Source organism: Pseudoalteromonas sp. 11L1 (genome assembly GCF_055397545.1).
This window is the reverse complement of sequence record NZ_AP041141.1, coordinates 578386-598240: the sequence shown is the minus strand read 5'-3', so window position 1 is coordinate 598240 and position 19855 is coordinate 578386. Positions and strand designations below refer to the sequence as shown.

General features: G+C 40.5%; 19 protein-coding genes and 3 tRNA genes. 14 read left to right on the top strand and 8 right to left on the bottom strand.

Going from position 1 to position 19855, the window contains the following annotated elements; genetic code table 11:
- The first annotated feature begins 135 nt into the window (after positions 1-135).
- The 3 genes from ACZ5WS_RS02800 (at position 136) to ACZ5WS_RS02790 (ending at position 1716) form a co-directional block, all read left to right on the top strand.
- Entirely contained in the window at positions 136-360 is a 225-nt protein-coding gene (locus tag ACZ5WS_RS02800; protein WP_054202800.1) for a hypothetical protein, read from the top strand.
- Between the two features lie 311 nt (positions 361-671).
- Positions 672-1040 (top strand): YacL family protein, encoded by a 369-nt coding sequence (locus ACZ5WS_RS02795; RefSeq protein ID WP_008108271.1) that lies wholly within the window; start codon positions 672-674, stop codon positions 1038-1040.
- 52 nt (positions 1041-1092) lie between these two features.
- Positions 1093-1716: a dUTP diphosphatase gene (locus ACZ5WS_RS02790; RefSeq protein ID WP_138608725.1), complete on the top strand. Its 624-nt coding sequence runs from the start codon at positions 1093-1095 to the stop codon at positions 1714-1716.
- Here ACZ5WS_RS02790 and yrfG read toward each other — a convergent pair whose 3' ends face one another.
- Positions 1717-2364 carry a GMP/IMP nucleotidase gene (yrfG, locus tag ACZ5WS_RS02785; protein ID WP_138608723.1) on the bottom strand — a complete coding sequence of 216 codons (648 nt, stop codon included), beginning with the start codon at positions 2362-2364 and terminating at the stop codon, positions 1717-1719.
- A gap of 264 nt (positions 2365-2628) precedes the next feature.
- Here yrfG and nudE point away from each other — a divergent pair, with 264 nt between their 5' ends.
- From nudE to ACZ5WS_RS02750, 7 genes are all read left to right on the top strand, one after another.
- The gene (gene nudE / locus ACZ5WS_RS02780) at positions 2629-3201 is read left to right on the top strand and encodes an ADP compounds hydrolase NudE (RefSeq protein WP_008108276.1); all 573 of its coding nucleotides are present in this window, start codon (positions 2629-2631) and stop codon (positions 3199-3201) included.
- Entirely contained in the window at positions 3194-3991 is a 798-nt protein-coding gene (gene cysQ, locus ACZ5WS_RS02775; protein ID WP_008108277.1) for a 3'(2'),5'-bisphosphate nucleotidase CysQ, read from the top strand. Before nudE ends, cysQ begins: the two co-directional genes overlap by 8 nt.
- Before the next feature lie 141 nt (positions 3992-4132).
- Positions 4133-4209: transfer RNA gene (locus ACZ5WS_RS02770), tRNA-Met, on the top strand.
- 81 nt (positions 4210-4290) lie between these two features.
- Positions 4291-4367, top strand: a tRNA-Met gene (locus ACZ5WS_RS02765).
- A 66-nt stretch (positions 4368-4433) separates the two neighbouring features.
- A tRNA-Met gene (locus ACZ5WS_RS02760) sits at positions 4434-4510 on the top strand.
- 330 nt (positions 4511-4840) lie between these two features.
- The gene (locus ACZ5WS_RS02755; RefSeq protein ID WP_008108278.1) at positions 4841-5455 is read left to right on the top strand and encodes a trimeric intracellular cation channel family protein; all 615 of its coding nucleotides are present in this window, start codon (positions 4841-4843) and stop codon (positions 5453-5455) included.
- A 300-nt stretch (positions 5456-5755) separates the two neighbouring features.
- Complete coding sequence (locus tag ACZ5WS_RS02750) at positions 5756-7267, top strand: YifB family Mg chelatase-like AAA ATPase (protein ID WP_464710542.1); 1512 nt, start codon at positions 5756-5758, stop codon at positions 7265-7267.
- Positions 7268-7271: 4 nt separating this feature from the next.
- Here ACZ5WS_RS02750 and ACZ5WS_RS02745 read toward each other — a convergent pair whose 3' ends face one another.
- Positions 7272-7976, bottom strand: a complete 705-nt coding sequence (locus ACZ5WS_RS02745) for a response regulator transcription factor (protein ID WP_464710540.1) — start codon at positions 7974-7976, stop codon at positions 7272-7274.
- Positions 7977-8142: 166 nt separating this feature from the next.
- A complete protein-coding gene (locus ACZ5WS_RS02740; RefSeq protein WP_464710538.1) occupies positions 8143-10635 on the bottom strand; it encodes an alpha/beta hydrolase family protein in 2493 nt (830 codons plus the stop codon).
- Positions 10636-10732: 97 nt separating this feature from the next.
- Here ACZ5WS_RS02740 and ACZ5WS_RS02735 point away from each other — a divergent pair, with 97 nt between their 5' ends.
- Positions 10733-11800: a CNNM domain-containing protein gene (locus ACZ5WS_RS02735; protein WP_138605937.1), complete on the top strand. Its 1068-nt coding sequence runs from the start codon at positions 10733-10735 to the stop codon at positions 11798-11800.
- 40 nt (positions 11801-11840) lie between these two features.
- Here the strand turns inward: ACZ5WS_RS02735 and ACZ5WS_RS02730 are convergent, their stop codons facing one another.
- Positions 11841-13055 (bottom strand): EAL domain-containing response regulator, encoded by a 1215-nt coding sequence (locus ACZ5WS_RS02730; RefSeq protein WP_290171239.1) that lies wholly within the window; start codon positions 13053-13055, stop codon positions 11841-11843.
- Positions 13056-13233: 178 nt separating this feature from the next.
- Between ACZ5WS_RS02730 and ACZ5WS_RS02725 the strand changes: the two genes are divergently transcribed.
- The gene (locus ACZ5WS_RS02725; protein WP_464710535.1) at positions 13234-14250 is read left to right on the top strand and encodes a metalloprotease; all 1017 of its coding nucleotides are present in this window, start codon (positions 13234-13236) and stop codon (positions 14248-14250) included.
- A 39-nt stretch (positions 14251-14289) separates the two neighbouring features.
- On the opposite strand, the gene ACZ5WS_RS02720 is transcribed toward ACZ5WS_RS02725, so the two are convergent.
- Together ACZ5WS_RS02720 and ACZ5WS_RS02715 are read right to left on the bottom strand one after the other, a co-directional pair.
- Positions 14290-15600: a short-chain fatty acid transporter gene (locus ACZ5WS_RS02720; RefSeq protein ID WP_464710533.1), complete on the bottom strand. Its 1311-nt coding sequence runs from the start codon at positions 15598-15600 to the stop codon at positions 14290-14292.
- 168 nt (positions 15601-15768) lie between these two features.
- Entirely contained in the window at positions 15769-16716 is a 948-nt protein-coding gene (locus tag ACZ5WS_RS02715) for a chemotaxis protein CheV (protein ID WP_178954576.1), read from the bottom strand.
- Between the two features lie 165 nt (positions 16717-16881).
- On the opposite strand from ACZ5WS_RS02715, the gene ACZ5WS_RS02710 reads away from it, so the two are divergent.
- Entirely contained in the window at positions 16882-17949 is a 1068-nt protein-coding gene (locus ACZ5WS_RS02710; protein WP_109875670.1) for a potassium channel family protein, read from the top strand.
- A complete protein-coding gene (locus tag ACZ5WS_RS02705; RefSeq protein WP_178954578.1) occupies positions 17949-18140 on the top strand; it encodes a hypothetical protein in 192 nt (63 codons plus the stop codon). The genes ACZ5WS_RS02710 and ACZ5WS_RS02705 overlap by 1 nt, the downstream gene beginning before the upstream one ends.
- Positions 18141-18161: 21 nt before the next feature.
- Here ACZ5WS_RS02705 and ACZ5WS_RS02700 read toward each other — a convergent pair whose 3' ends face one another.
- Positions 18162-19193: a cytosolic protein gene (locus tag ACZ5WS_RS02700; RefSeq protein WP_464710531.1), complete on the bottom strand. Its 1032-nt coding sequence runs from the start codon at positions 19191-19193 to the stop codon at positions 18162-18164.
- A 123-nt stretch (positions 19194-19316) separates the two neighbouring features.
- Positions 19317-19775: an EVE domain-containing protein gene (locus tag ACZ5WS_RS02695; RefSeq protein WP_138570145.1), complete on the bottom strand. Its 459-nt coding sequence runs from the start codon at positions 19773-19775 to the stop codon at positions 19317-19319.
- Between the last annotated feature and the right edge of the window lie 80 nt (positions 19776-19855).

Below are 19855 nucleotides of genomic sequence, written 5' to 3'. Positions count from 1 at the left end.
TTGGCAAAAAATACTAAAGCGATAAATTCGTAATAATTTAACTGTATGATTTGTAAGCCTTAATAAATTGGCATAAAGTGTGTAAGTATAAACAATAAGTACAAATACAAAATTAATTAAACTACAGAGGTTAGTATGTCTCAACAAGGTTCTGGCGGAAATGTAATAGCCGCTCTATGTAATATTTTTTTCCCGGGTTTAGGGCAGTTGGTGCAGGGTCGTATTTTATCGGCGCTGGTGTTTGCCATTTTGGTTTTTGGCGGTTACGCGTTATGGTTCTTAGTTGTTCCAGCTATTGTTGGGGCCGTATTCCATTTATGGGCAATTATTGATGCTGCCCGCTATCGCTCAGGCGGTTAGCTATATTGATGATACTAAATAACCTGAACTCTGGATAATAAATCTATCTCTAGCAGCTATTTTGAGCGCTAACTGCGTTGAATTTACTTGCAATAGACTAGCTATTGACGCGTAATTTCGCCTTGTTTTCAGTGAAAATCTCTGGCTAGAGAAAATAAACATAAATATCATTTTATTCAATATGTTAGTAAATCTCTTAACCAGAGTTCAGGTTAAGTAGCGCCTTGCGGCGCTATTTTTGTATCTGGCTTGCGTTATTCATAACTGACTAGGTTATAATCTATTGTAATTAGCAGTACTGGAATAAAGTTATGGAATACCAATTTATTCGCGACCCTATTAGTGGGTTAAGAATTAAAATAAGCAGCGAGCATGCGATTATAGGCCGTTGGTTAAATGAAGAAATAGGCAAAGACAAAGTGGCTATGGTGCTGGCGCTTATTAGCTCGGTGAGTTCAAGCTTTGAACCGTTAACACTTAAAGGTCAAGAAATTGACCTGATCCTTTCTAAAGATGAAGCGTTATTTGAAGCGCATGCGCTGCATCAAGATAACGAAGATATATTAGCCTACCAAGATGACGAATTAATGCTTGAAGAGAATGATTTAAGCAGCGGTTGTGGTTTTGAAGACTTTGTTGACCTGATCAACTCATGGCATGAGTTTTCGGCTGGTCGTTAAGTTATATTATCTGTATTATTACCCTAATTATAAATCCAACAGTGGAACCAATATGTCTGCGAATTTAAACAAGCTAGTTGTTATGCTAGAAATGCAAAATGCCATGAATACTAAAGTACATGAGCAATGGTTTAGCCAAGGCTTTGAATGGTACCGAGCTATTTGGGTTGAATGTGCAGAAATGTTAGACCATTACGGTTGGAAATGGTGGAAAAAACAAACACCAGATACTGAACAGGTGATTTTAGAGCTGGTTGATATTTTTCACTTTGGCTTATCGTTGCGTATTGACGGTGAGACTAGCTACGAGCAAATAGCAACAAAACTACAAGCCGAAATGAGTGCACCACAACAAGGTGATGACTTTAAACAAACACTTGAATTATTAGCAGCCAGTGCTGTTGCCAATAAAGCGTTTAATGCATCAGCATTTGCCGGTTGTATGGCACAAATGGGCATGGATATTGATGATTTATACCGTGGTTATGTAGGTAAAAATACGCTTAACTTTTTCCGCCAAGATCATGGCTACAAAGATGGCAGCTACATTAAAGTATGGCATGGTCAAGAAGATAACGAACACTTAGTAGAAGTAGTTAAAAGCCTTGATACTGAACATGCAGATTTTGCAAAACAGGTATATCAAGGCTTAGTAGCGCGTTACCCAAAAAGCTAATTATATAATAGCGCGGTAGTCGGTTACGCTTAAGTAATCGCTTATATCGTTATGTGGTTGCTGACTATTAGGGTTAGCAACCGCAAGTAAATGCTCAATGCCGTATTTTCGTGCGGCATTTAATACCGGTAAACTGTCATCTACAAATAAAGTGCGGCGTTTATCAAACCCTAAGTCCCCTTGCACTTTATGCCACAAGCTTTGTTGCTCTTTACTTACTCCATATTCATGAGTCGATACCACCCCGTCTAAATAGTTATCAATAGCGGTATGTTCAAATTTAAGCATGACGCATTCAGGATGGGCATTAGTCAGCAAAATGAGCTCTTTACCTGCTCGTCTAAGTTCAGTTAAAAAATGCGGAACGTCTTCACGAATTTTGATTAAGTGGGCAGACTGGCGCTTTAGTTCGAGAATAGGTAAGTTTAGCTGTGCCTCCCAATAGTCAGAGCAGTACCACTGAATTTTGCCACTCACAGCCTGATAGCGTTTTAAGATATCTACGCGGGCTTCCTCAAAACTGATATTTTGAGCCAGAGCGTGTTGTTGGGGTACAACATTGAGCCAAAAGTCAGTGTCGTAATGTAAATCAAGTAAAGTTCCATCCATGTCGAGTAATACAGTATCGATTTTTGACCAGTTGAGCATGATGTATCCTTGTGAAAACTACTTTTTGAAATGAATAAGTTGCGATGAAGTAGATTAATGAACTTTGTAAATTGAGTTATTAAGGTATAAATCCGACAATATTATATTAAGAGCGTATTCGTAGCCTAAAATAAAGAATTAACCTTAGCTAAACCCGAGAATTATTTGCTCAATTAAATTGCTTTTAATTCAAACTGAAACTCGCATCTTATACTCATTTGGGTATATGATTAGTATAACTGCAATGATAGCAAATTGATGCCCATGACACAGAAAAAGCACCCAACACCACCACAAATTCTCAGTAATAATGTTGTCGCTAAAAGTCGCTTATTTACTGTGGAGTCTTTAGAGCTTAAGTTTTCAAATAACGAAGAGCGTCAGTATGAGCGAATTCGCGGCGGTGGTCGTGGAGCCGTTATGATTGTACCTATGACCACTGAAAATGAGTTATTACTGGTTCGTGAGTATTGTGCAGGCACCAATGACTATCAGTTAGGGTTTCCCAAAGGGCTCATTGACCCAGGTGAAACGCCTGAACAGGCTGCAAACAGAGAGCTCAAAGAAGAAATTGGCTTTGGCGCTGAATACTTTAAACCGCTTAAAACGGTCACTATGGCACCGAGCTATTTTAACGCAACCATGCATATTTTGTTTGCTAAAAATTTATATCCTGAAACCTTACTAGGCGATGAGCCTGAGCCCTTAGTGGTTGTGAAATGGCCACTTTCACAGTGGCAGTCGTTATTAGAACAACCTGACTTTACTGAAGCACGTAGTGTTGCGGCTCTGCTATTATTAGATAAGTATTTAGCCTCAGGAGACATTAATGAATAAACTTCTAGAGCCATGTATTGAGCTTGCGCAAAGTGCAGGGGATGCCATTATGTCTTTGTATAAAAAAGACGATATTGGTCAGCAAGAAAAATCAGATAATACGCCAGTAACAAAAGCAGATTTAGCTGCAAATGATGTGCTCGTGGCAGGTTTAAATGCGCTTGCTCCCGACATTCCTATTATGTCAGAAGAAACCCCCATTCCAGCGTTGCAAGATAGACAGCACTGGCAACGTTATTGGTTGCTTGACCCAATGGATGGCACCGGTGAATTTATACTCGAAAGTGGTGACTTTGCCGTTAATATTGCATTGATAGAAAATAACCACCCAGTGTTGGGGGTTATTCATTGGCCAGCAAAGGGCGTGACCTATTATGCAACGGCTAAAAATGGGGCATTTAAGCGTGAAGGTGAGCACGATAAACAAATATTTGTTGCACCGCCCGAGAGTTTAACTTTGGCTGTAAGCCGCCGGCAAAAAATAGAAGCAGTTAGCCAGTATCTAAATGCGCAATTTGCAACGGTGGCTTTAGGTTCGTGTTCACTTAAGGCGTGTATTGTTGCCGAGGGTAAAGCAGATTGTTTTTTAAGAATAGGTCCTACAGGTGAGTGGGATACGGGTGCATCGCAAGTTATTGTTGAAGAAGCGGGCGGCTGTATTACCGACGCTGAATTTAATCCTTTAACGTATAACCAAAGAGAAAGCACAGAAAATCCTGACTTTATTGTTATGGGTCATCCCGACTGGGAGTGGCAAAAAATGATAAATCCACATCAACGATTACTGTAAATACCACTGTTTGATGGGTTTTTGTTCACTTAAACGCTTTTAATTAGTAAAACCTTGCATTATAGGTTTATTCCTATATTATAGCGCTCTCTTCGAAACAGGCTTGTGAATAACACAATACTGTTACTAAGAAATTACAGGCGCGGGATGGAGCAGCCTGGTAGCTCGTCGGGCTCATAACCCGAAGGTCGTCGGTTCAAATCCGGCTCCCGCAACCAATTCTCTTCGTTAGATTTGGTGCTGTAAAACTCTAACTTAAGAGATTAAATTAAGTAGTCGATAGACTTAAAATATACAGGCGCGGGATGGAGCAGTCTGGTAGCTCGTCGGGCTCATAACCCGAAGGTCGTCGGTTCAAATCCGGCTCCCGCAACCAATTCTTTATAGAGTTGGCTGACTTCTTTAATTAAGTAAGAAGTAAAATAACACTTAATATTTCAGGCGCGGGATGGAGCAGTCTGGTAGCTCGTCGGGCTCATAACCCGAAGGTCGTCGGTTCAAATCCGGCTCCCGCAACCACTGAAATCAAGTTATAATGAATCGACACTCTATAAGAGTGTTTTTTTATGTCTGAAATTCAGTGAAATGGATAGCTCGTCGGTCTCAACTCTCCATTAGCCAGTAAAGGTTGTCTATTAAATTCCGGCTCCCGCAACCACTGAAATAAACAGTTATAGTAAAGCAACACGCCTAAAGCGTGTTTTTTTATGCCTAAAATTCATATTCCCTCACGCTATTTTTAACACGTATACCTGCTGTTCTTTTCTAATTCTACTTTTTGAAAGTGTTATTGCTGAATATTTAGTATGCTATGCACTAAACTCTTTAAAACTTTTTGTAATCAAAATTATGACTGAACTTTATCACTGGTTTGATTTAATAGGTGTGGCGGTATTTGCTATCTCAGGCACCTTGGTAGCCTATGAAAAGAAAATGGATGGCTTTGGTGTAGTTGTACTTGCAACTGTTACGGCTATTGGCGGCGGTACCGTTCGCGATGTGATACTCGACCAGCCCGTATTTTGGTTACACGACCAAAGCTACTTCTACGCTATTTTGGTGGCGGTTCTGGTTACTACACGACTGATCAATAAGCAAAAATCCATTCCATACTATGTATTGCAAACCGCTGACGCGTTTGGCTTAGCCTTTTTTGCGGTCATGGGAGCGCAAAAAGCGCAATTGGCTGGTATGCCAGATATGACGGTTGTGATTATGGCTGTAATAACCCCCTGTTTTGGTGGGCTTATTCGCGACGTGCTTGCCCGCGATATTCCAATGCTGCTTAAAGGTGAGCTGTATGCTATTACCTGTATTGCTGGTGGCATTGTCTATACATTAAGTATCAACCTATCGCTAACGGTGGAAGTGGCAATGATATTAAGTATGTTAATGACCTTATTGCTACGTTTCTCGGCGATTAAATGGAAGATTATATTACATGTTTTTAAATATCCTGACTAAACTGGGTTAATACAGCTGTTAACTAGGGCCTGTTGACCTTTGCGGATTAAAGTTTGTTCAAACTAGGGGCGATTTAATCGCGGCGCGAGGTTTGTAACCTAGTGGACTAAGTGAAAACCGAGCAACAAAGAGTAAATCGCCCCTAGGCAGAACCCTTCGGGCAGCGCCTGTTTGGCACTAATGCTTCGTTATCGCCTATTTATGGGGAATAACCACACGATATAGGCTCTGCCTTGCCTAAATACCAAACAGACTGCTGCAAATTTAACCTTGAAAGGTCAACAGACCCTAGGATAAGGAATGTCGTTAGCCCGTATATTTTCTCGCGCGCAGGTGGGGATCAACGCCCCCGAGGTGATGGTTGAAGTACATTTAGGGAATGGTTTACCCGCCTTTCATATCGTCGGCTTACCTGAGGCGTCGGTTAAAGAGGCCAAGGATAGAGTACGTAGTGCTCTAGAAAACTCGCAATTTGGATTTCCCGATCAGCGTATTACCGTTAATTTAGCACCTGCCGATCTTCCTAAGGATGGAGGGCGATTTGACCTTGCGATTGCGGTAGGTATTTTGGTCGCATCGGGACAAATAGTTTGCCCTGATATTCATAAGTACGAATTTTACGGTGAGCTTGCACTTAATGGTGAAATACGTGCGGTAAATGCCATTTTACCCTCAGTACTCGGAGCTAAAGAGCAAAATCGTTGCTGTTTTCTGCCTCTTGAAAATGACAGTTTGGCCAGCCTAGTCAGTGGTGTAAAGCGAAAAGCCGTCAGTTCTATTCAAGAGGTATGGGGAGACTTGCTCAATCAACAATCTTTACCGCTCAATATTACCTACCCTGATTGTACCCAAGCGCCAGATTTTTTACTCGATTTAAGTGATGTAAAAGGCCAACCTGGTGCAAAGCGTGTATTAGAAATTGCCGCTGCGGGTGGGCATAATCTACTATTTTTAGGTCCACCAGGCACCGGAAAATCAATGCTTGCACAACGAATGGCTACCATAATGCCAACCATGTCTGATGATGAAGCCATTGATACTGCTGCTTTATATTCAATTATTGGCCATTCAATTGATTTAACCAATTGGCGTCAGCGACCGTTTCGTAACCCGCACCACACTTGCTCTGCAGTTGCTCTGGTGGGTGGTTCGTCTAACCCTAAACCCGGTGAAATATCGCTAGCGCATAATGGTGTTTTGTTTTTAGATGAGCTCCCTGAATTTGAGCGTAAAGTGCTAGACTCGCTACGCGAGCCAATGGAAAGAGGAACAGTGACGATTTCACGCGCGGCCAGACAAATGGAATTTCCGGCGCAGTTTCAGCTTATTGCAGCACTTAACCCTAGTCCAACTGGGTGCCATCATGATAAGCGGGCGACACCCGATCAGGTAATGCGCTATTTATCGCGAGTATCGGGGCCGTTTATTGACAGAATTGATTTGCAAATTGAACTACCAAGGTTGAGCAGCGTGGAGCTACAAAGTACAACTACAGAAGAAACCAGTGCTGAGGTGAGGGCACGAGTAGAAGCAGCTTATGCAGTTCAGCTTAAACGCCAAGGTAAAGTAAATGCGCGGTTAAATAACAAAGAAATGAGCTTGTACTGTGAGTTACCACCTGCAGAGCTGCAGTTTTTAGCCAGAGCCAGTGAAAAGCTGGCGCTATCGCCGCGCTCTTATCATAGAGTAATTAAAGTGGCGCGAACTATTAGTGATTTAAAAGGTGCACCACAAATCAGTTTAAATGAGCTTAAAGAAGCGCTTAATTATCGGGCATTTGAGCGTTTATTATCACAGCTAACCCAATACTAAGGCTTTAAATTGAAAGCATATAGCCTTTACCGCGAACAGTGACGATACGTTTTTGATCTTTTTCATCGTTCAGCTTTTTACGTAAACGACCCACTAACACGTCTACTGTGCGATCGTTGGGGCTCCAATCGGGCTGGCCAATTTCTTCTGACATTTTTTCACGGGAAGTCGCTTTACCAGCATTACCAATCAAACAAATAAGCACCTTGTGTTCAGCTTCAGTCAGTCGTGATTCAATCCCACTGGCGGTAATAAGGGTGCGATTGTCTGGATGAAGTTTAAAATCGGCATATTCAATAAACTCTTCACTGTCATCGTCGCTGTGATTATTGGCAACACGTTTGTATAAGGCGCGCATTCTTAGCTCAAGCTCAAGTAAATCTACCGGCTTGCAAATATAGTCATCAGCACCTTGGGCAAGGCCTGCAATTCGATCGGCTTGTGAGTCACGACTCGATAATAAGATAACGCCAATATCGGTGAGCGTATTTAGTTCTTTGGCAAGTTGTAAACCGTCGCGCTTTGGTAGCACAATATCAATTATTGCCAATGAAATAGTATTGCGCTGATTTACGCGGCTTTTAACAACGTTTAACGCATCGGCCCCGGTGGGGTCAACGTCAATAGAAAACTCGGTATTTATAAAATGATTTTGGATGCGCTTTACGAGTAATTCGTCATCCTCAACCAATAAAACATTAATTGCCATAGTCTGTTATTTTTTTAGTTTCAGCTTTGCATATTAGCATCATTGATGGCCTGTATAACACAGAGAACATTGTTTTTCGGTAACATTATATTCCGAATAGGTCTAATAATATTGCATTTTGTAATGCGCACTTTTTTACTTCATCGACAAAGTGCGCATTATAGTTCTAATCTTTATACATTGAATCCCACCATTGTGGTTCATTTTTTAACTTTTTGTCAAAGTAAGCCAACATAGTGTTCCACCAATTAAATCGTTTATCGCGCGCAAATATTTGGTGATCTGCTCCTTTGTATTCTATCATTTCAACGTCTTTATTAAGCAGTTTTAGTGCGGTGTACATAGTTAAGCTTTCGCCCACAGGTACATTGGTATCACTGTCACCGTGAATAAGCAGTAATGGCGTGGTTACTTTATCGGCATGAAATACAGGGCTATGCTGGCTGTAAAGTTGAGGGTTATTCCACGGAAAGCTATTTTTTGAGGCTTCGCCTGAGTATAAATAACCCCACCATCCTTCACCCCAGTATGACGTTAAGTTTGAAATACCGGCATGAGCAATAGACGCGCTAAACATATCGGTTTTGGTGGCAAGCAGCATAGTCATAAAGCCACCATAAGATGCACCAAGGTTACCTACTTTACTACTGTCTACAAAATTATATTTAGCTAAAAATGCCTCTGTACCCTCCATAATGTCATCGGCGGTATAGTCGCCCCAAGCATTTACATGTTGTGCTGAAAAAGTTTGCCCAAAACCCGTTGCGCCGGTTGGTTGTACAACATAAACCACGTATCCGTTTGCTGCCCATAAGTTAAAAGGGTAGCGCCCAGTAAACCCGCGTGTTACTGGTGAGGTGCCTCCATAATAATAAACAAGAGCAGGGTATTTCTTGGCTTTATCAAGATTGTTTGGCAGATAAACACGGCCAGAGATTTCTACGCCACGCTTATTGGTAAAGTTAAATTCTTCAAGCGCAGGAATAGCCGTATTGGCATACGCAATCGGGTTTGAATCCCAAATAAGCTCTACCTTGTTTTTACTTACGTCTAAGCGCTTGAGTTGTTGAGCGCTCGACGCATTGCTGCCACTAATTAATAACTGGGCATTGCGCGTATTTGAAAAGCTAAATTGCTGCACAATATCAAAGCCTGTATTTAACTTTTTAAAGCGCTGTTTACTCAGGTCAAATAAATACAGTGGTTGGGTATCTTTCTCTGTCACTTTGATTAGCGCATCACCATTGCTTAGTACTTCTAATGTGCCAATTGCGGGGTCAAACTGTTTGCTTAACGCCGTTACTTTTTTTGCGTTATCAGCTAGTAAGTAAAGCTGGCCATCGTAATTATTAGCCAGCATGTTCTTTGGTATTGTTCTGCCTGCACCATTTTTAAAATCAGGGCCTGCAACAACATAAATATTGTTTGCGGCATATTTAGCTTGATTAAAGTTTTTAAACTTACCTAATGATTTTATGCTGTTGGATTTTAATGTAAGTTCAACCAGCTCAGTCTCTGGGTGAGTTGAGGCTTGCATCGCCATTATTGGGCGACTTATTAATAGCTTTCCACGGTTGCTGTTAGCATCTTCAAGTTGATGGCTCAATACGCCTTCGGTCAGAGCTTTGGTTAAACCACTGTTGGTATCGAGTAAATATAATTGGCTAACCGTACGGGCATAAGACCAACGGTCTTGTAAGCCTTTATGATGTTTAGTGAGGCTATTGGTTTCTTCAGATGATTTAGACCAGCTAAAAAGAATACTATTATCGTTGTAATAGCTAAAGTTGCTTGTCCCCTCAAGGCCTGAGGCTAAGGTTTTTATAGCGAAAGTTTTACGGTTTAACTGCTTTAATTCACCGTTGAGTAAATAAACTAAAAATTGGTTATCAGGACTCCAAGTAAATTGGTTAGGCTGCACTTCTTCAAATCGGTATACCGTTTGGTTATTAGTATTTTTAAGCTCGGTTGTGGTAATGGCGTTGTTGCCTGTTTTATCGCGGAAGCGCTTTGTTGTACTTAAGTAATACTTAGCATCAGGCGACAAAGACAAACCGCTAATAGTCGGGGCGTCAAACAATTGTTTAGCCGATAAGCGCTTGGTTTTATTTGTCGTTAGGGTCACGACGTCAGTTTCTGCTTTTGGCACAAACTCTAAGGTGACATCATTCCAATTAGCAACCTGTTGAGCGATGACAACCACGGTATGTGAGCCGTTATTTAAAGCAAGCTGATAGCGTTGGTTTTCACCAGTTTGCTTCTCACCATTGATAAAAATCTGGCCTTGCTCTATTCCTTCAATGTTTAAGGAGCCTTGAGTAAACCGGTCCGTTTCAATATGAAATTTAAGTGCTTGTAAACCGCCTAAAGTAAGCGCGTTAATTTTATCAAGTGGTTGCCACTTATGCTTTTTACCAAACACAACAAAGCTTTCTGCACTTGATTCAAGTTGTGCAAGCAGATTATTAATAATCACGTCGCCATGGGGGGTCTGAAATGGCTTTGCTTGCATATCTTCTGCAAGTGGGCCGATAAACTGAATTTTTGATTGATCGAGTGGGGCAGCTAATGCCGTTAAACTCAAACTACTTAATGTGAGTAGGGTTGCCAAGCGAGTAAAACGTCTTGTGTAACGATACCAAGGTGCGCTTAAATTCATTGCTATGCCTATTGTTATTGGAGATTTGGCCAAATATAGCATGTATTGTTATGATGGCTATTATCATCGGGTATTTATCCAACTTATCGGAGAGAAAGTGACACTATTAATCGTTTACATGGTTACAGCGATTGTGATTTCGTTTTTGTGTTCAATCATGGAGGCCGTACTATTAAGTATTTCACCTAGTTATGTTGCATTGTTGCGCAAAGAGCGGCCGGTGCTGGCTAAACAACTTGAAATACTAAAAAGTAATATTGATCAACCTTTAGCAGCTATTTTAACGCTTAATACTGTTGCCCATACTGCTGGTGCCGCAGGAGTAGGTGCACAAGCCGCCGTGGTGTTTTCAGATGCAGCAGTGGGGATTGCATCTGCTATTATGACTTTATTGGTATTGGTGTTATCTGAAATTATTCCAAAAACCTTGGGTGCCAACTATTGGCGTGCTTTAACACCAAGTGTGACTTATGGTTTACGTATTTTGGTGTTAGTGCTTAAGCCATTTGTATGGGCTGCACAAAAGCTAACCAATTTGATGGGACAAAAGCATAATGAGGCCTATTATATTCGCCAAGAAATAGAAGCGATGGCCGATATTGGCAGTGAGTCAGGGGCACTTCATGCTGATGAGTCAGAGATCATTCGAAACTTACTGCATTTTAGGCACGCAAAACTAACCGACTTAATGACCCCGCGCACGGTTATTTTTAAAATTCATAAAGATCTTACTGTAAATCAGTACTTAAGCGAACATGGCTCTTCGTCATTCTCTCGAGTGCTAATTTACGACAAAGATGCTGACGATATAATAGGGTTTGTTCATAAAAACGACATTATGTTGGCATACCACCGCTTAGGTACAGACTACAAGATTAGTAAGTTGGTTAAGCCTATTTATACAGTACCGAGTACGCAAAACGTATCGTCGTTATTACAAATATTACTTACCAAGCGTACCCATATTTGTTTAGTGATTGATGAATACGGTGATGTGCAAGGAATAGTGACCCTAGAAGATATGATAGAGGCGCTAATGGGTTTAGAAATTGTTGATGAGCGAGATCAATCTACCAACATGCGTGCCGTGGCTAAGCAACGTTGGCATCAACGTTTAGCGGATAGTGAGCATATCGTCAGCGCCGAGGATAATGAATCTCGTTAGGGGTATTTAGTAAATATCAACCAGCAAAGGTCAGCAGACCTTAGTTATTATTTGTTTTAGCAGCTGTTTTTATCCAGTGTTGTGCCCACGAGATAAATTCAGCTTTTGCTTTTGGGCAACTAAACAAAAATCCTTGTATAGCTAAATTTGTTTGATAGTGCTTTAGATAGGCAAGTTCTTCCGGACGTTCAACACCCTCAGCAACAAGTTGCAGTTGCTCTTGGCTAGTCATATCAATCAATGAGTTGACCACAACTTGCGAAAACTTATCTGTTTCAATGTGGCTTATAAAAGAGCGGTCTATTTTTACTTCTGTAAATGGCAGCTGTTTCAGTTGGTTAATATTAGTAAAGCCAGTACCAAAATCATCCAGTGAGATACCAAAACCAAATATTCTTAATCTGTTTAAGGTTTCAAGTTGGGTATAGCTTGAAAGGGCATGTTGCTCGGTTATTTCAACAACCACATCACTGGGAAGCACGCCGTGCTTTTGTAATAACTGTAATAATTTATTAGGGCAGTTCAAATCATTTAACTGGCATGGCGACATATTAAATGACAACTTTAAGTTTTCCCCTAATTGTTCTTTCAGCTGCTTTAAGTCACTGCAGGCTTTTTCAAACAGCGTAAAAGTAATGTCATTGATTAAGTCGCATTGCTCAGCAAGGCTAATAAAACGGCTTGGTAAAATCACGCGTTCGTTTTTATTTGAAACAATACGAGCCAATACTTCAACACTTTGTATAAAGTTGGTGTTTATATTTATCTTAGGCTGGTAAAACGGTGTTATTTCATTATTTTTTAATGCGCTAACAAGTTTAGCTTTAGTAATTGGGCGCTCTTTTACAAGCGTATGGCTGTTTAACTGCGCTATTTTGGCAAGTAACATATTTACCTGATTTAATTGTACTGGCTTGGTAAGGTTACCAATTAAATGCACATTATGCTGCTTGGCTAGATCAGCTGCTAGGCTGATTATTTTAGGATCCATTTCAGAAATAATAACAATCGCACCGCAATAGCCTATTTCACCTAAGTTACGAATTAACTCCATACCATCCATTTCTGGCATATTCAGATCGGTAAATATGGCGTCATAAAAGTTTATATCAGGCTTTACTCTCTCTAGTGCTGTAACTGCGCTTAAGCAAGTGGTAACTTCTGGCATTTCGAGCTCATTAAAAATCGCTTTCATAACAATTAAAATGGCTTTTGAGTCATCAACAACGAGTATATTTGGCAATTGAGTTCGCATTGGTGTCCTTAGTAGTTGAAGCTTACTTCCTGTAATATTAAAAATAGTCGCTTGAATTGTTTTTGTCAGTATTTCAGGAATTTTTAGCTTACATTATCGCTAATAAAATGATGCTAGCTCACTCGTGTTTTTTTGGTGGGAAGGTATACTAGCGGCATAATTTATAATGGTTAGAATAATGATAAAAGTCGAACTTTCTCTGGCAGAGCAACCGTTTACGCTGATGATAGCAGAGCAGCAAGTTGTAAAAATATTTCATGATCAGCAAGCGATTGCATTTGAAAACCCACGTGAAAATTATGTCGAGTTTATGCTTGATGAGCAGTTAATTGGTATTGATAGCAACGAGGTCAGCCAGCAAAGCTTGGCGCTATATGTAAATAATCAGTTTGCAACTCAGTTAGCTTTACCTGTAGCAGCACAGGGCGCACCTAAAAAGGGGTTTTTAGGGCTCGCGGCGCTTGGCTTTAAATTATTTAAAAGTGCTAAAGTTGTTAAAGTGGCGCTAGCGAGCGCATCGGTGGCCGGTTATGCTTGGCTGTTTACCATTGAGTTTGCGTTAATGCTGATTGCTTGCCTGGTGGTACACGAATATGGCCACGTACGAGCTATGAAGTATTTTGGCATTAAAACTAAAGGCATTTATTTAATTCCTTTTGTAGGCGGGTTAGCCGTTAGCGACGATAAAATAACTACGCGCTGGCAAGATGTGGTTATATCACTTATGGGGCCTGCCTTTGGTTTATTTACTTCTGTGCTTGGTGTAGTGCTTTATTACGCTACGGAAATGGAAATATTTGCAGGTGTTGCAGTGCTTAGTGCACTGCTTAATTTATTCAATTTACTGCCTATTTTACCGCTTGATGGCGGGCATGTACTAAAAAGCATAAGTTTCTCGATGCGCTCTTGGGTTGGTTTAAGTGTGTGCTTACTAGGTGTGCTATTTGGTTTATGGCTAAGTTACACCTTTGGTTTAATGTTATTAGTGTTCTTTTTATTTGTTGGGGCGCTAGAAATTGTGTTTGAATGGCGTGGCCGCCATTACTCACATTTACTGCCATTAGATAAATACGGCCAAGGTTTTTCCGCGGTAATGTATGCACTCGTTGTTGCAGGGCACATTGCGGTAATGATGCACTTTGCAGATTCAGAAAACGCGATATTAAGCTTACCGATGAAGATTTTATCAAGCTAAGTAAGCACGGGCTGTAATACAAGTTACAGCCCAGTTAGATTAATAAAAGCTCAATACCAGCGATATAAACACCCCAGTAATAATCAGCTGTACCACGCAAAACCCCATAATATCTTTAGCTTTTAACCCTGCAATGGCTAATACCGGTAATGCCCAAAAGGGTTGAATTAAATTGGTCCAAGCATCTCCCCATGCTACAGCCATAGCAACCCTTGCCATATCTGCACCAAGCTCTTGTGCTGCAGGGATAACAATAGGTGCTTGTACAGCCCATTGGCCGCCACCGGATGGCACAAACATATTAACTAACCCTGCACTAATAAAACTGTAAAATGGCAAGCTATCGGCATCCGCTATGGCAATAAAGCCCTGCGATATTTGTTGTGCTAACCCTGTATCGACCATAACGGCCATAATACCGGCATAAAAAGGGAACTGAATTACAATTCCCGCGCCACTCGGAATCGCTTGTTGTAGGCTATTTAGTAAATTGTGGGGGGTCTGATGTAGTGTGATAGCTAAAAATAAGAAAAGCGCTATCACGCTGTTGAGATTTAAGCCGCCACCTGCGATAAAAAAGTAATAACCTAAGTAGGCAAGTCCGAGTAAGCCAATGCCCATGCCTAGCAGTTTGCTTTGTTCTAAATGTTGCGCAGGGCGTGTTATTGTTACTCTATCGAGTAGAGTGTTCTTAAGCAGTGATGGGTCAATATAAACACTGTCTTTTTCACTTGGTAGCATGTAACGGTTAACCAACGGCATAATAATAAATAAGCCAATTAGAATCGCAATGTTAAAACCTGCGAACAAGGTTTGCTCGGTGCCAATAATCCCCATTGTTGCCTGTGAAAAATGCCCTTCGCTGGCAATGGTTAGTGGTACGGAGCCTGCCAATCCGCCGTGCCATACTACAAAACCTGAGTAAGCACTTGCTACTAAGAGTCGATAATCTACTCGAGTCTGCTTAGCAATAGCCTTAGCAAATAAAGCCCCAATCACTAATCCAAACCCCCAATTAAGCCAGCTTGCTAAAAGCGAGATAAATGTCACTAAAATAATGGCTTTTGGGGCCGTATTAGCAAGCGTTGCTAATTTTGTTAGTAACTTACTTATTAAAGAGGTACTGGCGAGCATATAGCCTGTTATTAGCACCAACAGCATTTGCATGGCAAAGCTAAGTAAGTTCCAAAACCCGCTTCCCCATGATGTTATTACCTCAAGTGTGGTTGCAGGAGTCGCTAAATTCGCAATGCTCAAGGTAATAATAGTGAGCAAAATGACAAATATAAATGGGTCGGGTAAGTAGCGCTCGACGAGCTTAGTAAACGGGCTGGCAACTTTATTGAGCATAATTAATAACGAGTTAGTGAAAACTTATTTACTAATTAATCATGAAACCTTAGGATTAGCAAACACCGCTTTGAATAACCACTCAGTAAGGCAGGTTTTTAAAGGTTGCTGATGAGGAGAGTGTTACTAGCAAATATTTACCCAAGCAGATATTTGCTAGTTTTGTAATTAGGTGCTGCTTAACACATGTTTTAGACGGTTTTGTACTTCTTGCACTAGTAAGTCAGGCTGAAATTTTGATAAAAATGCATCACAGCCAACCTTTTCTACCATGGCTTGGTTAAAGCTGCCGCTTAGGGAGGTGTTAAGTACTACATGTAAGTTTTTTAAGCGGCTGTCGTTACGTATTTCATAGGTTAAGCGATAACCATCCATTGAGGGCATTTCGGCATCGGTAATCACCATAAGTAATTCTTTTTCAACATCGCGGCCTTCATCGGCCCAACCTTTAAGCATATTGAGTGCTTCCAAGCCATTACTGGCAGGAACAATTTCGATACCAAGCTGCGATAATGTATCGCTTACTTGCTTGCGTGCTGTTGGCGAATCATCAGCGTGTAGTATTTTTCGCCCAGAGAATTCGTTAACTATAGTTTGGTCTAACACTCCATCTGAAATATTAACCTCGTACTCAACTATTTCAGCCAGTACTTTTTCTACATCTATAATTTCTACCAAGTGCTCCACGTCGTCGCGCTGTACTTTAGTAAGTGCAGTAATGTAATGATTTTTACCGACTGAGCTGGGTGGTGGCATAATATCAGACCAGGTCATGTTCATTATTTGATCAACCTTACCAATTAAAAAACCTTGAGTGGTACGGTTATATTCAGTCACTACCAAATTACAATCTTCACCATGTTCTTTGTGTGACATAGAAATGGCTTGGCGTAAATCAATCACCGGAATAGATTCACCCCTAATATTGGCAACACCCGTCACCTTAGGGTGAGAGTGCGGTATTTTGCTTAAACGGGGAAGCTTCACCACTTCTTTAATTTTAAATACATTGAGTGCAAATAAATGGCGGCTATGTAAATAAAACAGTAGCAACTCTAAACGGTTCTCACCTACAAGCTGAGTACGCTGATCAACTGACGCTAAAACACCTGACATAATAGATCCATTCTTTCCTCATAACTTAATAACTATAGTTTACTCTTATTTTTATTCATAACGAACCGTGAATATTTCGATTACAGTAAAACGTTGCTTAAGTGTTATGATGTGCAGTATCGTGTTACCAAATGATTCAAATAATCAATCGATTAACAAACAATTATGCATCATATTTTTAAACGTATTGTTGTGCTGTTGCGCAGCCACATTGATCAGGTGAGCTGGCAGTCTGTTGTAATAGCAACGTCTTTACACATGCTACTTACTTGGTGCTTATTATTTATGGCTAATGAGCAAGCACTACTTTCGCCAGGGACCTTTTTTTACTACTACACGGTAACCACTTCAACAGTAGGGTATGGAGATTTAAGTCCATCATCTGACTTGGGCCGTTGGATTGTCGCATTAATACAAATACCCTTTGGTTTGGCTTTATTTGGTGTCTTGTTAGGTAAAACAGGGCAAACAGTAACTTACTTAATTAGGCGCGCTATGACTGGTGATAAAAACTTTGCTCACAGTAGCAATCACATTATTATTTTTGGTTGGCATAATGCTCGAACAAAAAAAATGATCGACTATATTTTGGCTGATACTAAACGTACAGACCGCCGTATTCTATTGGCGGTTACTGAACAAATAGAGCATCCATTTTTAAGTAATGAGAATGTTGATTTTGCTCGTTTGACTAGTTTTACCGATTTGGATGAATTAGAACGCGTTGCCATTCGCCATGCCGATAAAGTGATTATTGATGGCCAAGATGATGACCAAACATTTACTACTGCACTGCGTATTAGCCGTTTAGTCAAAGAAGATTGTCACATTAGTGCACACTTTTTTGATGAAACGAAAGTGGAAATGTTATTAGAGCATTGCCACAATGTAGAGTGTAGTAGCACTAAGTCAGCAGAGATTTTGGTGCGCTCAATGCAAGACCCAGGCTCAAGCCGTGTTCAAGAAGAGCTATTATCTACTTTGCATGGTGATACGCAATTTAGCCTACAAATACCTAGTGATATAAAAACCATGGAATTTGGTAAATTATTTCATCATTTTAAGTACGATCATAATGCAATATTGTTAGGTGTAGCTCATAATTTAAGTGCAAAGAATATGGATTTAAACCCACCTCTAGATTATGCAGTGAATGCGGGTGATATTCTGCATTACATCGCACAAGAGCGGGTGTTAAGTGGTGAAGTTGATTGGCTTAGCTTGGAAAAATAATGACTGAAGTTGCTTTTTTAATTATTGTTTTATGTGCTTACATTTTTCCTATCATGATAATTCTTAACAGTAAGCGTAGCCACGGCCATGAAAAAAATGGCTGGCTAGTCGGCGCTATCTTCTTTTCGTGGATAGCGCTGATTCTTTACTTTTCGATTGTGCCCAAGCAAGGGCACGCCAAGAAAAAGTAAAGCATGAGTACCTTTTGTTACTTATTCTAATTGTCTCAGTTTATGCTCAACAAGTGGGTCGTCAGGCACGAGTTGTTGAGCAACTTCTAATAGCTTAATGGCATCATTTGGGCTTTCGTCTTGATGCTTAATAGCTACCTCTATTAAGGGCTGAATATCAATTTTTTCTTGGTGCTCTTTAACGTGCGCTGCTTTTTCGTCGATTAAAATAGTGTGAGCGGTACTTAATAACGCTTGGCGATGTGCCGATTTAGCGTTGGCTTTATTAAGTTTTTTATAATAATCCTCTTTTAAACGCAGTGTCTTTGTTTGCAGCCTAAATTGCGCAATGTCGATTTGCTGATCACGAATAAAATCAACCGCTACTTGTTTATAAAAGCCAAACTTATTCAAGTAAGTAGCGTGAGTGCCGTGCCCCATACCAAACACGCGTAAGTGAGTGAGCTGTTTGTAGCGTTTAGCATGTTGGCGGTCAATACGATTGGTTGGATCGTAAATAATGTAACCTTTCGCATCCCCTAAATCTAAATCATGGTAGTCATCTTGCCAGTCATATTGCTGAGCAATTTCAGTACTTGAGCGGTCATCCCAAGGGGCGATAAGTTTGTTTTTGGTGCTAACAGGATGGAAAAGCAGTACTTTATCGAGTTTGAGTAACTTAGCAAATGCACCCACAGCAAAGCCGCCACGGCTAAGCCCATAGCCTAACTTAGTTTTAAAAGGAGAGAGTAAAGTTGATAGCTGCTCAATAAAAAAGATTAAATTGCGGTTACGAAACCAATTGCTTTTACCCAAATGCTGAAACGCAATAATATTAACATCTTGCTTTTGCGCTAAATAATAGCCCCAAGGGGCAAAGTCTTCATTTAGATCGCGTTCTTGTATATCGGTGCCCGCAGGAGAAAAAGTAAAAAGCAGGGGTTTATTGAGGTCAACAAAGTGATACTTTACATACACATCACCGAGTAAATCTCCACCAGAGGCTGGTAGTTTTGCTTGCCTCTCATCATCGCTGAGAGTTAACCATTCATCCAACCAATACAGTAATTTCATTTTTCCTCCAGTAAACGCAACCCGCAGATTATAACAAATTTGGCTCCATAAGAAAATCGAGCGGTGACATGCTGCGCTGGTGGAGTACTATTTTAATGAAGAAAATGTAGTTATTTTAGTGGCTTATTTCGCCATATTTAAAATTTCATGCCAATCATTTTCGGTCACTGGCATGACCGATAAACGCCCGCCTTTTTTAAGTGCTATATCAGTTATAGCAGTATTTGCTTTGATCGCTTGCAGGCTTACTAAACTACTCAAATGCGCCTGATAAGTTATTTCTACCACAAACCAGCGAGGGTTTTCAGTGGTTGCCTTAGCATCGTAATAGTCGCTACTTAAATCAAATTGCGTTGGATCAGGGTAAGCAGCCTTAGTAACCACACCAAGCCCTGCAACGCCAACTTGTTTACAGCTAGAATGATAAATCATCACTAAATCACCTTGCTTTACATCATCGCGAATAAAATTACGCGCTTGGTAGTTGCGTACACCTTCCCATAGCGTTGTTTGCTGTGGCGCTTGCTTTAAGTCATCAATTGAAAAGGCGTCGGGTTCGGTTTTAAAAAGCCAAAATGCCATATTAGATTTCCTCAATCAGTGAGTTAGTATTTTTTAACTATTGTATAGTATCATTTATAAATTAGGGGATTGAGGAAGAA